This is a genomic window from Nonomuraea sp. NPDC050328 (genome assembly GCF_044459405.1).
Taxonomy (GTDB): Bacteria; Actinomycetota; Actinomycetes; order Streptosporangiales; family Streptosporangiaceae; genus Nonomuraea.
On sequence record NZ_JBITIW010000002.1, the window covers coordinates 133,413 to 146,214 of the forward strand.

Annotated in this window: 16 protein-coding genes; 5 read left to right on the forward strand and 11 right to left on the reverse strand. The window is 72.0% G+C overall.

What is annotated here, in order from left to right; translation table 11 throughout:
- Positions 1-111: 111 nt before the first annotated feature.
- The 3 genes from ACIBG7_RS06745 (at position 112) to ACIBG7_RS06755 (ending at position 1,695) form a co-directional block, all read left to right on the forward strand.
- Entirely contained in the window at positions 112-369 is a 258-nt protein-coding gene (locus ACIBG7_RS06745; RefSeq protein ID WP_357932770.1) for a hypothetical protein, read from the forward strand.
- 65 nt (positions 370-434) lie between these two features.
- Positions 435-692, forward strand: coding sequence for a hypothetical protein (locus ACIBG7_RS06750; protein WP_357932767.1), 258 nt, complete (start codon positions 435-437; stop codon positions 690-692).
- A 199-nt stretch (positions 693-891) separates the two neighbouring features.
- Positions 892-1,695, forward strand: coding sequence for a hypothetical protein (locus tag ACIBG7_RS06755; RefSeq protein ID WP_357932764.1), 804 nt, complete (start codon positions 892-894; stop codon positions 1,693-1,695).
- Here ACIBG7_RS06755 and ACIBG7_RS06760 read toward each other — a convergent pair.
- The 10 genes from ACIBG7_RS06760 to ACIBG7_RS06805 are packed head-to-tail and all read right to left on the reverse strand — an operon-like array spanning position 1,692 to position 10,747.
- Positions 1,692-2,438, reverse strand: coding sequence for an SDR family oxidoreductase (locus tag ACIBG7_RS06760; protein WP_357932761.1), 747 nt, complete (start codon positions 2,436-2,438; stop codon positions 1,692-1,694). The genes ACIBG7_RS06755 and ACIBG7_RS06760 overlap by 4 nt on opposite strands.
- Positions 2,439-2,448: 10 nt before the next feature.
- The gene (locus ACIBG7_RS06765) at positions 2,449-3,639 is read right to left on the reverse strand and encodes a RimK family alpha-L-glutamate ligase (protein WP_397335444.1); all 1,191 of its coding nucleotides are present in this window, start codon (positions 3,637-3,639) and stop codon (positions 2,449-2,451) included.
- The gene (locus ACIBG7_RS06770) at positions 3,636-4,349 is read right to left on the reverse strand and encodes an esterase family protein (protein ID WP_397335445.1); all 714 of its coding nucleotides are present in this window, start codon (positions 4,347-4,349) and stop codon (positions 3,636-3,638) included. Before ACIBG7_RS06770 ends, ACIBG7_RS06765 begins: the two co-directional genes overlap by 4 nt.
- Complete coding sequence (locus ACIBG7_RS06775) at positions 4,346-5,329, reverse strand: alpha/beta hydrolase (RefSeq protein ID WP_397335446.1); 984 nt, start codon at positions 5,327-5,329, stop codon at positions 4,346-4,348. The genes ACIBG7_RS06770 and ACIBG7_RS06775 overlap by 4 nt, the downstream gene beginning before the upstream one ends.
- A 10-nt stretch (positions 5,330-5,339) precedes the next feature.
- Positions 5,340-6,635 carry a DUF2252 domain-containing protein gene (locus tag ACIBG7_RS06780; RefSeq protein WP_397335447.1) on the reverse strand — a complete coding sequence of 432 codons (1,296 nt, stop codon included), beginning with the start codon at positions 6,633-6,635 and terminating at the stop codon, positions 5,340-5,342.
- A gap of 19 nt (positions 6,636-6,654) precedes the next feature.
- Positions 6,655-7,974, reverse strand: a complete 1,320-nt coding sequence (locus tag ACIBG7_RS06785; RefSeq protein WP_397335448.1) for a hypothetical protein — start codon at positions 7,972-7,974, stop codon at positions 6,655-6,657.
- Positions 7,971-8,288, reverse strand: coding sequence for a helix-turn-helix transcriptional regulator (locus tag ACIBG7_RS06790; protein WP_357932976.1), 318 nt, complete (start codon positions 8,286-8,288; stop codon positions 7,971-7,973). Before ACIBG7_RS06790 ends, ACIBG7_RS06785 begins: the two co-directional genes overlap by 4 nt.
- Positions 8,289-8,326: 38 nt before the next feature.
- Positions 8,327-9,073 carry an SDR family oxidoreductase gene (locus ACIBG7_RS06795; RefSeq protein ID WP_397335450.1) on the reverse strand — a complete coding sequence of 249 codons (747 nt, stop codon included), beginning with the start codon at positions 9,071-9,073 and terminating at the stop codon, positions 8,327-8,329.
- Positions 9,070-10,167 (reverse strand): acyl-CoA dehydrogenase family protein, encoded by a 1,098-nt coding sequence (locus ACIBG7_RS06800; protein WP_397335451.1) that lies wholly within the window; start codon positions 10,165-10,167, stop codon positions 9,070-9,072. The genes ACIBG7_RS06795 and ACIBG7_RS06800 overlap by 4 nt, the downstream gene beginning before the upstream one ends.
- A complete protein-coding gene (locus ACIBG7_RS06805; protein ID WP_397335452.1) occupies positions 10,154-10,747 on the reverse strand; it encodes a flavin reductase family protein in 594 nt (197 codons plus the stop codon). Before ACIBG7_RS06805 ends, ACIBG7_RS06800 begins: the two co-directional genes overlap by 14 nt.
- Positions 10,748-10,836: 89 nt before the next feature.
- Here ACIBG7_RS06805 and ACIBG7_RS06810 point away from each other — a divergent pair, with 89 nt between their 5' ends.
- Positions 10,837-11,976 carry a thiolase C-terminal domain-containing protein gene (locus tag ACIBG7_RS06810; protein ID WP_397335453.1) on the forward strand — a complete coding sequence of 380 codons (1,140 nt, stop codon included), beginning with the start codon at positions 10,837-10,839 and terminating at the stop codon, positions 11,974-11,976.
- The gene (locus tag ACIBG7_RS06815; protein ID WP_397335454.1) at positions 11,976-12,317 is read left to right on the forward strand and encodes a Zn-ribbon domain-containing OB-fold protein; all 342 of its coding nucleotides are present in this window, start codon (positions 11,976-11,978) and stop codon (positions 12,315-12,317) included. The genes ACIBG7_RS06810 and ACIBG7_RS06815 overlap by 1 nt, the downstream gene beginning before the upstream one ends.
- A gap of 127 nt (positions 12,318-12,444) precedes the next feature.
- Here the strand turns inward: ACIBG7_RS06815 and ACIBG7_RS06820 are convergent, their stop codons facing one another.
- On the reverse strand, positions 12,445-12,651 hold the full coding sequence (locus tag ACIBG7_RS06820; RefSeq protein ID WP_357932737.1) for a hypothetical protein: 207 nt from the start codon (positions 12,649-12,651) through the stop codon (positions 12,445-12,447).
- Positions 12,652-12,802: the final 151 nt, after the last annotated feature.

The following is a 12,802-nucleotide window of genomic DNA, read 5'->3' on the forward strand; positions in this document are numbered from 1 at the left end:
GCTATATGATCGCTTTGGCTTTGACCTCCAAGGTCAAGCCGAGTCAAAGGGGCAGTCGTGTGCCTGAGGGCCCGGGCACGTGGCTGCCGGCCATCGGCGAAGGAGCTGTAAGTGATCAAGAAGCTGTGCGCCACCGGCGCCGTCCTCGCAGCGGCGGCGGGTGTGACCCTGCTGGCCACCCCGGCCCACGCGGACCGCTGGAGCAGCAACTGGAGCAACAACAGCGAGTCCTCCCAGTCCGGCAACACCTTCGGGAACGTCTTCACGGCCAACCGCGGCGGGTTCGGATCCACCAACGTGAACAACGTCAACGGGTTCGCGACGACCGCCGCCAACGGCAGCATCGCCGTGACCTACATCTTCTGGTGACCATCCCCTTCTCTTCGCGTCCCTTGTCTTCGCGGCACGCACACACACTCCGGAAGGACATCCCCATGCTCAAGAAGCTCTGCGTCACCTCCATCGTCGTCGCCGCCGCCGGCGTGACCCTCATGGCCGCGCCCGCCAGCGCCGACAGCCACTCCCGGAACTGGAGCAAGAACAGCGAGTCCTCACAGTCCGGCAACACCTTCGGCAACGTCTTCGCCAGCAACGTCGGCGGGGGCTGGGCCACCAACGTCAACAACATCAACGGCAACGCGGTGACCGCCTCCAACGGCAGCCGCGCCGGTGTCTTCGCCGTGCTCGACTAGCGGCGGGGGTTCGCCCGCCGGAGCTCCGTTCCGACGCGGCGAGCCGGGCCTGAGCGGCCCGGCTCGCCCGCCTTCCCCAAGGGGGACGGGGGTACGGCGGGCATCCGGTTCCCGGGGGGCAGGGCGGGGTGGGGGCCCGGTCCCCCGGGAGCTGGGGGTCCGCAGACCGTGCGCTTGACCGGCAAATATCATCCGTTGCGTGACTATTTGTGCATATGTGACGTATGACGGGCCGGACGACGAGCGCGACCTGGCCGTGCAGGCCTGGGGAGCCGCCGGGATCGACGGCAGGATCGTCCGCTGGGACGACCCCGAGGCCGACTGGAGCGTCTTCGACGCGGTCGTGATCCGCTCGGCCTGGGACTACGTCGGCCGCCGCGCCGAGTTCCTGGCCTGGACCCGCCGCGTTTCCGAGGTGAGCCGGCTGCTCAACCCGGCCGACGTCATCGAGCGCAACACCGACAAGACCTACCTGGCCACTCTCGGCGTCCCGACCGTGCCCACGCACTGGTCCTCGGCCGATCTGCCCGACTGGCCGGAGTACGTCGCCAAGCCCTCGATCTCCGCCGGGGCCCGCGACACGATCCGCACCACCGACCGTGAGGTCGCCGCGGCGCACGCCGCCGCCCTGGAGGCGGCCGGCCGTACCCCGATGGTCCAGCCCTACCTGACCATGGTCGAGGACGAGGGCGAGACGTCGCTGCTCTACTTCAACCGGCGCTTCAGCCACTCGGTCCGCCGGACTCCGATGCTCGTCCCCGGGCGCAAGGAGATGGACAACGCCGTGGCCGACACGCGCACCCCGGCCGCTGACCAGGTCGAGCTGGCCGAGAAGGTGCTGGCCACCATCTCCGAGGACCTGCTCTACGCCCGCGTCGACCTGGTCCGGCTGTCCGACGGCACCCCGGCGGTGATCGAGCTGGAGCTCACCGAGCCCTACCTCTACCTGCGCCACGAGCAGGCCGCCGCCAACTTCGCCCGGGCCCTGGCCGAGCTGCTCTAACAGGAGATGCCGCCGTCGACCGGGATGACCGTCCCGGTCAGGTAGGCGCCGGCCCGCGAGGCGAGGAAGATCGCGGTGCCCGCCATGTCCTCGGGCCGGCCGATGCGCCCGAGCGGCACGCCGTCGGCCACGAGCCGGCGGGTCGCCGGGTCGTCGAGCGCGAAGGCCATCATCTTCGACTCGAAGGGGCCCGGGGCGATGGCGTTGACCGTGATGTGCTCGGGCGCGAGCTGCCTGGCCAGGTGCCGGGTGAGCATGTGCACGCCGGCCTTCGAGGCGGAGTAGGGGAAGTTCTCCAGCGACGGCACCCGGATGCCGTCGATGGACCCGACGTTGATCACCCGGGCCGGGTCGTCGGCGGTGGCGGACTTGCGCAGCCGGGGGAGCAGCCGCGTGGTCAGGTAGAAGACGCCCTTGACGTTGATGTTCCAGAGCTTGTCGAAGGCGGTCTCCGGGAAGTCCTCCAGGGGCGCGCCCCAGGTGGCCCCGGCGTTGTTGACCAGCACGTCGATCCGGTCGGGCAGCGCGTCGGCCAGGGTGTCCACGCCCTCGGCGGTGGACAGGTCGGCCACCACGCCGGCGCAGCCCATCTCCTCGGCCGCCCGGCCCACCTCCGCGCTCTTGCGCGCGGAGATGGTGACCGAGGCGCCCGCGTCCGCGAAGCCCTGAGCGATCATGCGGCCGATGCCGCGGGAGCCGCCGGTCACGACGACGTGCTTGCCCGCCACGTTGAACAGAGTCATGTTCTGGAGACTAGTGGGAGTTGTCCTTCACCCACAGGGTCATCAGGCCGCGGAAGTGCTCGACGAAGCGCTCGTGCTCGTGCGGCGGGTAGGTGTGCCGCACTGTGTCCACCAGCAGGTCGTCGAAGTCGGGCCCGGCCACCCAGTCCAGCACCACCTCGTCGAGGTCGGCCAGCCGGTCGGCGCAGAACTCGTGGTAACGCTCGGTCTCGAAGTAGTCGTCGGCCAGCTTGCGGTAGGCGGCCAGCCGCTCGTCGTAACCGCCCTCGACGGCGAAGTACTCGCGGGTGTCCAGGTCGATGCGCGGCCGGCGGCCGGTCTCGGCGCAGAAGACGGTCCACTTGACCAGCGTCTTGATCGCCCACGGGAAGTAGTAGTGCAGGCTGGTCAGCGCCACGTCCGGGCAGGCGTTGGCGTAGTCGATCGGATGCACGTCCGAGCCCTTGACCAGCACCTCGCAGGAGTTGAACTCCCAGCGGAAGAAGGCGTTGACCAGCCGCGAGATGGTCACCACCTCCTCGCCCACCTCGGGGGAGAGGAAGGAGTGGTCGACGGCGTAGCGCGAGTGCATGGGCAGCTCGGGCCGGAACTTCATCACCATGGTCTCGGCGCCGATCGACAGCGACCGGGCGAAGGCGTCGTAGTCCTCGATCGCCTTCTGCAGGTGCATGAGCATCTCGCCGCTGGCGTCGTAGGCGGCGTGCAGCTCCTCGGGCGAGCGCACCATCGACACGCCACGCCACGCGCCGCCGTCGTAGGGCTTCATGACGATCGGGTAGCCGAGCTCCTCGGCGATCGCGTCCAGGTCGAAGGAGCGGTTGTAGCGGGCCGCGGTGTAGGCGTAGCGCGCGTTGTCCAGCGGGTTCTTGTACGGCACGAGCACCGTCTCCGGCACCTTGATGCCCAGCCGCATGAGCGCGCAGTAGGCGGTGTGCTTCTCCATCGCCTGGAAGGTGAAGGGGCTGTTGAGGACGTAGACGTCGTCCATCATCGCGACCTTCTTCAACCACTCGCGCGGGTGGTAGTACCAGTAGGCCAGCCGGTCGATGACGACCTGGTGGCGGGGTTTGTCCCGCAGGTTGAACGGCTCGATGGTCAGCCGTTCGACGTCGAAGCCGGGGGCCGCGCGGCGCATGAGGGTCTCATACGCCGTCGGCCAGTCCTCCTCCGTGCCGAGCAGCAGGCCGACCAGGTGTCTCATGTGAACCTCCCGAGGTGGTGGGCGAGCTGGGCGCGCCAGGAGGGCCAGTCGTGCGGCACGTCGTGCCCCCACAGGTCGAGCTCGTGCCGGATGCCCTTGGCGGCGAGCGCGGCGGCGAGGGCGCGGGTGCTGTCCAGCGCGCCGGTAGTGTCCTCCCACTGGCCCTGGCCGCAGACCAGCAGCAGGCTGACCCGCGAGCGCAGCCAGTCGAGGTGGTCGCCGTGCAGGTGCGGCACGTAGTCCAGTGGGTTGTTGAAGTAGGTCGCCTCGCCGCGCTCGCCCCAGCCGTGCCAGCGGGAGGGGTCGTAGCTGCCGGACAGGCAGAGGGCCAGCGGGAACAGGTCGGCCCGCTTGAGGGCGAAGTTGGCGGCGTGGAAGGCGCCGAGACTGCAGCCGAAGAGCATGATCTCGCCCTGGCCCGCGCAGTCCTCCAGGATCGCCGGGGCGACCCGGCCGGTGATCCACTCCTCGTAGCCGGCGTGCCGCCGGGCCCGTTCCTCCAGCGGGATGTCCCGGTTGGACCAGGTGCCGGCGTCGGCGCTGTGCACGCAGTAGATCTTGACGCGGCCCGCCTCGACCAGGTCGGCGACGGCGGCGAGCATGCCGTTGTTCTCGAAGTCGCGGGCGTCGCCCTGCTCGCTGGGGAAGACGATCATCGGGCGGCCCCAGTGGCCGTAGGCGAGGACGCCGTCGACCAGCTCGCGGGTCATGCGCAGACCTCCTGTAACAGGCGGGTCAGGCTGGGGTGGAAGGCGTCTCGCCAGGCGGTGTAGTTGTGCACATCCCTCGTTTCCCGAAATGTCACCTTGTACCCCTGTGCGTCCAGAATTTCGGCCATCGATCGGTTGTTGCGCAGGTTCTCCTCCGCGCCTCCGCAGGTCAGCGCCACCGGGACCGGCCGGACCGGATCGCCACGGCCGACCTCCTCGACGAAGGCGGTGATGCGCGCGTACCCCGGGAAGCGCCGCTCGTGCCGGTCGAAGGCGTCGGTGAAGAAGCTGCCCGACTGCAGGAAGAGCGCGTCGGCCAGATCGGGGTGGCGGCGGTGGGCGTGGAGCATGGCCAGCGCGCCCAGGCTGGTGCCCATCCCGATCCGCACGGTCGCCGGGGTCTCGCGGGCCAGCGCGGCCAGGGCGTCGGCGTAGTCGTCGTTGACGCTGTAGCTGCCGTTGCGCTCGCCCGGATGCAGGAGCGCGACCCGGAGCCGGGGTAGCCGGCCGGCCGCGATCCCGGCCGAGACGTAGTGCGTGAGCGAGGCCAGGGCGTCGTACTCCGGGCCGTCGTGGACCAGCAGCAGCGGCATCGGCTCGTCCCCGGCCTCCGGCGACCACCACGACACCTCGGGGCGGCCTGCCGTACCGGATCGGTGTCCTTCGCGGGGCGGCTCGGCCAGCCAGCCGGGCGGCGCGTAGTCCTCGAACTCCAGCACGCTCTTGTCCCCGAACACGCCCGCCACGCGCCGGGCGTTGCCGGGGTCGAGCACGGTCTCGCGGTTGCCGTCGCGGTGCAGCAGCTCGAAGAGGTACTCCATGCGCGAGACCGGCGGCCGGGCGGTGACCAGCCGCCAGCCCCCGGCGACCGGCTCGAAGTCGAGCGTGCGCAGGCCGACCTCCTGGTAGAGGCGCACCCCGGCCAGCCGTCCGCGATCGGGCAGGTCGAAGGTCACCGTGGACGAGTCGAAGGCGGGCATGCTCCTCCCGTCAGAGTCCCGGCATGCGGCCGTTCCTGAAGAGGTCGACGAAGAGCTGGTGGTCCTGGCGGGCCTGTGCCCCGTATCGATGCGAGAAATCCGTCAGCATCGCCAGGAAGCCGCGCTCGTCGCCGCCGATCACCTCCGCGAGGGCCTCCTCGGTGGAGAAGTCGACCAGGTCGTGGCTCGACTCGTCGTCGGCCACCGAGTGCATGCGCGCCACCGCGCGGCCCAGGTCGCTCATGATCGAGCGCAGCTCCTCCGGCTCGTTGACGTCGCCCCAGTCGAGGTCGGCGGAGTAAGGGGAGACCTCGGCGACGAGCTGGCCCACCCCGTCGAGCGTGGTGTAACCGAGCCACGGATCGGCGTAGGCCTGCAGGGCGCGCTGCGACTCGGCGGTGCGGTGGCCCTGGTGCAGGAAGTACTCGCGGACCCGCTGGTCGGTGATGTGCCGGGCGACCGCGGGCACCTGCGCCTGCTTCATGTAGAGGATGACGTCGTTCTCCAGGGCCTGCGAGCGGCCCTCCAGCAGCAGGTTGTAGGAGGGCAGCCCGGCCGAGCCGATGCCGACACCCTTGCGCAGCGCCACGTCCTTGATGTGGTGCTCGACCGGGCTGGAGGGAATCGGCAGCGTGGCGAGGTAGTCCTCGAACGCCGCGCAGACCTTGCGCCGGGTGGCCTCGCCGACCGCCTCGCGGCCCTCCATGATCGTGAACCGGCGGTCGTAGTCGTCGATGGTGGTCTCCACGTCCAGCATGGCCACCCGGGTGGACAGCCGCGCGGTCTGCAGCACGCGGTGCAGGACGCCGCTGGTGGTCTCCAGGGTCAGCGAGCCGATCGCGTCGTCGCCGCCGTGCGCGATGGCGTGCAGCTCGGTCAGGTAGGCGTGCCCGAACTCGCCGACCAGCGCCGAGATCGCCTCGTCCGACAGGGCCTTGGCATACCCGATCAGCGCCACGCTGGCCGCGAAGCGCTTGAGGTCCCAGGTGTAGGGGCCGACGTAGGCCTCGTCGAAGTCGTTGACGTTGAAGACCAGCACGCCGGAGGCGTTCATGTAGGTGCCGAAGTTCTCGGCGTGCAGGTCGCCGTGGATCCACACGTGGCTGGTGCGCTCGTCGAGGAAGGCGGAGTCGGCGAAGTCGCCGGTCATGTCCGCGTAGAAGAGCGCGGCGCTGCCGCGGTAGAAGGCGAACGGGGTGGCGGCCATCTTCCGGAACTTCCGGGCGAAGGCCGCCGGTTCACGCTGGATGGAGTCGCCGAACTCGGTCAGGAGCACGTCGAGAATGCGGGCCTCGCGGGAGCTCATGACTCAACATATGCCGTCCCTACCTGCGCGCCAAGCCGCTGTTCTCCCTCGGTACGGCAGGCAGCCCCCGCATCCCTGCCGCCGCCAGCGTCACACTGAGCACGGTGACCGTGATCACCTGGATCGCGATCGCGGTCTCCTGGCCCGCCCACAGGCCCGACAGGCCCCTCCCCAGCAGGGCGGTGACGCCCAGCAGGGCTACGGCGAGCATGGCGTCCGCCGAGCGCCGCCGCAGCGCGGGCACCGCGGCCACCACGACGAGGAGGGCCGCGTAGCCCGGCAGGTCGCCCCAGACCGCGATCCACGGCGGCGTGCCCGGCTCCCGCAACACCGTCGCGCCCAGCACCAGCGGCAGCACCCCGGCCACCACCACAGCCCCCACCGGCCACCACCCCCGCCCCGCGGCCGTCGCGCCGCGGTGCCGGCCGAGCATCCCCGTTGGAGCGCCGCGGTGCTGGCCGAGCAGGAGGGCGAGGACCGGCACGGCCATGATCAGCAGGGCGGGCAGGTGACCGGTCAGCACGGCGTGCCAGTCCAGCCCGCCCACCCCCGCCAGCCCGTCCGCCACCCCGACCCCAGCGGGATCCTCGGCCGCGAGGACACCGCCGGGTCCCTCGGTGGCGAGGGCGCCCCCGGCCGCGTCGGCGGAGGTGACGCCGGGGGTTCCGGCAGAGGCGGCGGTGGGGATCGCGGTGGAGGTTCCGGCAGAGGTAGCGGCGGAGGTTCCGGCGGAGGTAGCGGTGGAGGTCTCGGCGGAGGTGGCGGTGGGGGCTTCGGTGGGGGTGCCGCCGATGGCGAGGGTGCCGAGCCAGGCCGGGGTGGCGATCCAGGCGAGCTCGGCGGCCAGCCCGGTCAGGGCCAGCGCCTTGGCCGCCCGCACATACCCCTGCAGCAACGCCGCGAAGGCCGGCAACCAGCTCAGCCCGGCCACGAAGAGCACGAGCAGCACCCCCGACCCCGCCGGCCCGACCGCCTCGGCCTGCTCGGCGGGCAACCCGGCCAGCACCCCGACGGTGACCATCGCCTGCAGGCCCAGCCCGAGCACCGCCAGCAGCCGCAGCGCCCCGCCCCAGGCCGCCGCCCGGGGCGTCCAGCTCAACCGCACCCGTACCGCGAGCGCCGCCACGCTGGCCAGTTCCGCCCAGGCGGGCCGCGGGTTGGCCTCATCGGGAGCCTCGCCGTACAGCTCCAGGAAGGCGGCCACCATCTCCTCCTCCCGCTCGGCCCGGTACCCGGCCGGGAGCAGCCGCAACGCCCCGCGATACCGCCGCTCAAGCAGGGACGGCCCGGAAGGAGCGGGCTCAGAAGGGGCGGGAGGGGTGGGGTCGGGCGCGGTCATGGGGTCACCGGCCGGGCGCGCAGCCGCTCGGTCGCGGTGCGGGCGTTGGCGGCCAGCCGTTCGGCCTCGGCCCGCAACGCGCCCGCGCCGCTGTCGGTGAGCCGGTAGTAGCGCCGCAGCCGCCCGTTCTCGGCCTCCTCGCGGTCGAGCTCGACCAGCCCGTCACCGGCCAGCCGGTCCAGCACGCCGTACAGGGTGCCGATCTTGAGCTGGACCGTCCCCCCGGAGAGCCGGTCGACCTCCTGGACGATCCCGTATCCGTGCCGCGGCCGGTCCACCAGCGCGGTGAGCGCCAGGAACATGGGCTCCGTCATAGTCACAGCGGACACGATATCCTGTCAGTCAGGATATGTCACGGATGCTGACTCGACACCGAGACCACCTCGCCGGTCATGTAGGAGGAGTAGTCGCTGGCCAGGAAGACGATCACGTTGGCCACCTCCCAGGGCTCCGCCGCCCGCCCGAACGCCTCCCGGGCGGTCAGCTCGGCCAGCGTCTCCGGCGTGGTCACCTTCTCCAGGAACGGGTGCATCGCCAGCGAGGGCGCGACCGCGTTGACCCGGATGCCGTACGGCGCGGCCTCCAGCGCGACGCAGCGGGTCAGCGCCATGACCCCGGCCTTGGCCGCGGCGTAGTGCGCCTGGCCGCGCTGGGCCCGCCACCCGATGACCGAGGCGTTGTTGACGATCACGCCGGAGCCCTGTGGGATCATCGTCCGCAGCGCCGCGCGGGTGCAGCGCATGGTCCCGTTGAGCGTCACGTCGAGGACGGCGTGCCACTGCTCGTCGGTCATCTCGGCCAGCTCCGCCGTACCGCCGAGTCCGGCGTTGTTGACCACCACGTCCAGCGGGCCGCAGGCGGCGAAGAGCGCCTGCACCTGCTCCTCGCAGGTCACGTCGCACCGGACGGCCAGCGGCTCGGCGCCGGTGAGGTCCTTGAGCGTGGCGGCGGCCTCGGCCAGCCGGCGTTCGTGCCGGTCGGAGACGATCACGCGGGCGCCCTCCTCGGCGCAGCGGCGCGCGGTGGCGAAGCCGATGCCCGCCCCGGCCGCCGCGGTGACCAGGACGGCCCGGCCGGCCAGCAGCCCGTGCGCCTTCACCGGGGCAGTCCCAGCACGCGTTCGGCGATCAGGTTGCGCTGGATCTCGCTGGACCCGGCGTAGATGGTGTCGGCGCGGGAGAAGAGGTAGAGGCGCTGCAGGTCGTTGAGCTCGCCGTCCGCGGCGATCAGCCCGTCGAGGCCCTGCGCCTGCTGGGCCAGCTCGCCGAGCCGCCGGTGCCACTCCGACCAGTACAGCTTGGCCGTGGGGGAGCCGGGCGAACGGTGCCGCATGAGCCGCAGCTCGATCCAGGAGCGCACGAGCGCGTCGCGGAAGACCGGGTCGTCCAGCACGCCGCTGCGCCGGGCCGCCTCGACCACGCGGTCGTACTCGCGCTGGAAGCCGAGCTGCTGGCCGAGCGTGGAGACGCCGCGCTCGTGGCCGAGGGTGGCCATCGCGATCCGCCAGCCGGCGCCCGGCGCCCCGACGATCAGCTCGGCGTCGGTGCGGGCGCCGTCGAAGAACACCTCGTTGAACTCCGAGTCGCCGGTGAGCTGCACGATCGGCCGCACCCGCACGCCGGGCTGGTCGAGCGGGACCAGCAGGTAGGACAGGCCGCGGTGGCGCTGGGACCCGGGTTCGGTACGGCAGAGCACGAAGATCCAGTCGGCGACGTGCGCCAGGGAGGTCCACACCTTCTGCCCGTGCACGACCCACTCGCCGCCGCGCAGTTCGGCCCGGGTGCGGACCGCGGCCAGGTCGGAGCCGGCGTCCGGTTCGGAGTACCCCTGACACCACAGCTCCTCGCCGCGCTGGATCGGCGGCAGGAAGCGGCGGCGCTGGGCGTCGGTGCCGTGCTCCAGCAACGTCGGGCCGAGCAGGGTCTCGCCGATGTGCCCGACCCGGGCGGGCGCGCCGGCGCGGGCGTACTCCTCGTGGAAGGCGATCTGGTCGGCCAGCGAGGCGGCGCGCCCGCCGTAGGCCTCGGGCCAGGCCAGGCAGGTCCAGCCGGCCTTGCCGAGCGCGCGTTCCCAGGCGCGGCGCAGCTCGAAGCCCTCGTGCTCGCGTCCGGGGCCGCCGAGGCCGCGGGCGGCGGCGAACTCCCCGCCGAGCTGCGCCTCCAGCCAGGCGCGCGCCTGCTCACGCAGGGCCATCGAACCGGCCGTAGGAGCCGCGGAAGAACAGCAGGGGGCCGCCGTCGGCGTGGGTGTCGAGCTGGAGCACCCGGGCCACGACGATCACGTGGTCGCCGGCCGGGTGCTCGGCCTCCACGGCGCAGTCGATCCAGGCCAGCGCGCCGTCCAGCACCGGGTTGCCGCCGGGGGAGGAGGTCCATTCCAGGCCGGCGAACTTGTCGCCGCCGCGGGCGGCGAGCTGGGCGCAGACCGGCTGCTGGTGCTCGGCGAGGACGTTGACCGTGATGTTCTTGGCGCCGCGCACCACGGGCCAGCTCGTGCTGGTGTAGGCGACGCAGAAGGCGACCAGCGGCGGGTCCAGGGAGACCGAGGTGAAGGAGTTGGCTGCCAGGCCGCAGGGGCGGCCGGAGGCCGGGTCGAGCGCGGTGATGGCGACGACGCCGGTGGCGAAGCGCCCGAGGACCGAGCGGAAGCGCTGCCCGTCGGTGTGGCCGTTGCCCGGGGGGTGTTGCGCAGGGTGCATGGCCACTCCGTTGCGGTGGGCTCGGCGGCTCGCGCACTCCTCCGGCGAAAGGAGCCGGGCTGCGTGGGTGCTCATGGTCGCCTCCTTCACCGCTCATCTTACCAAGCGCTTGCTTGGACGGTAGGCGGGTTGCCGGAACGGTGTCAAGCGCCTAGCGTGAGGTTGTGGCCAAGCGCTTGCTTGCTTTCTCGGACCGCACGGCTGTCGCGGGCGTGGGCTGGACCGAGTTCAGCAAGGACTCCCGGGTCAGCACGCTGACGCTGGCCTGCCGGGCGATCCTCGCCGCCCTGGCCGACGCCGGGATCCGGCCCGAGGAGGTGGACGGCCTGGCCACCCATCGCGTCGGCGACTCGGTCGCCCCCGGCGTGGTCGGCCCGGCGCTCGGGCTGCCCTCGCCGTCCTGGTACCTCGACCAGTTCGGCGGCGGCAGCGTCTCGCACTCGGTGGTCGGCCAGGCGGCGCTCGCCGTCGCCGCCGGGCTGGCCGAGACGGTCGTGGTCTACCGGGCGATCAACGCGCGCTCGGAGTTCCGGATGGGGCAGGCGGCCAACCCCTCGCCCGAGGCGCAGTACCTGCAGCCGGCCGGGCTGGTCGCGCCGGTGCAGCACTTCGCCCTGTACACCCGGGCGCACATGCTGAAATACGGCACCAAGGCCGAGCAGCTCGGGCAGATCGCGGTCCGCCAGCGTGACCACGCCACCCGCAACCCGCGGGCCCTCATGCGGGAGCCGATCACCCTCGACGACTACCTGGCCAGCCGGTGGATCAGCGAACCGCTGCGGCTCCTCGACTGCTGCCTGGAGACCGACGGGGCCTGCGCGCTCGTCGTCACCACCGCCGAGCGGGCCCGGTCGCTGCGCCGTACGCCCGTGCTGATCAGCGCCGCCGCCTGGGGCGGCGGCGACTCCTTCCTCGCACCCGGCGAGCCGACGGTCTCGGCCGCCGCCCTGCTGGCCCCCCGCCTGTACGGCATGGCCGGGCTCGGGCCGGGCGAGGTGGACGTGGCGATGCTCTACGACTGCTTCACCTTCTCGGTGCTGGTGCAGTTGGAGGACTACGGGTTCTGCGCCAAGGGGGAGGGCGGGCCGTACGCGGCCTCGGGGGAGGGGCCGCCGGTCAACACGCACGGCGGCTTCCTGTCGGAGGGCTACGTGCACGGGATCAACCACGTCGCCGAGGCGGTCACCCAGCTCAGGGGCGAGGCGGGCCCGCGACAGGTGGAAGGGGCAGAGGTGGCGCTGTCCACCGCCCAGCCCGGCTACATCCTGCCCGCCACCTCGGCGCTGATCCTGCGGAGGGGCTGATGGACCGCGACTCGCGCGAGTGGTGGGAGCGGCTGGGCCGGCACGAGCTCCTCGTGCAGCGCTGCCTGACCTGCGGGCGGACGCGTTTCCCCGCCCGGGCCTTCTGCGCGGGCTGCCGCGGCGAGCGGTGGGAGTGGACATCGGCGGGGACCGAAGGGGTCGTGGAGAGCTGGATCGTGGAGCGGCGGCGCGAGCCCGGCGTCACCGTCGTGCGGGTCCGGCTGGCCGGGTGCGTCTTCCACGGGCGCTGGACCGGGGAGCGCGAGCCCGAGGCGGGCGGCCCGGCGCGGCCGGTCTTCACCGGCTCGGCGGAGGGGACCCGGCTCGACTGGGGGCCGTGACCTCAGGAGCTCTCGCCCGTTCCGCCGGCGGGCGGAAAACGCGTCCTGGCGGGCGTGGGGGACCCGCCAGGACGCGCCTCCTTCTCCGTGCACGTACGGTGCCAGGACTCCGGCGAGGGTTGGAGTCCTAGCCCGTGTGCTCGTGCACAGAGCCGGTGGGGGAGTGATCCTCCGCTGGGCGATGGTTCGGGTGCCGGTGACGGTCCGCGATGCGCTGCGCGGCGCCGACGGGATCGTCGATGGGGTGGGTGACGGTCGAGCCGTCGTCGCTCCACACGAACGATCCGTCCTTGCACCACACAGTCAACTCGGTGAGCACGGATAACACGGACATGCCGCTCCCATTGCTCTGGTAGGTGTGGGTGAACCCCTGGCGATGCAACGCGTAACGCAGTAGACGTGTTGCCTCGCGGGGGTCGTGCCAGGGCAGGTACGGCGTAACCGGCAGCACCGGCTCTCACCCCCTTACCGGCCTTTCGATGGAT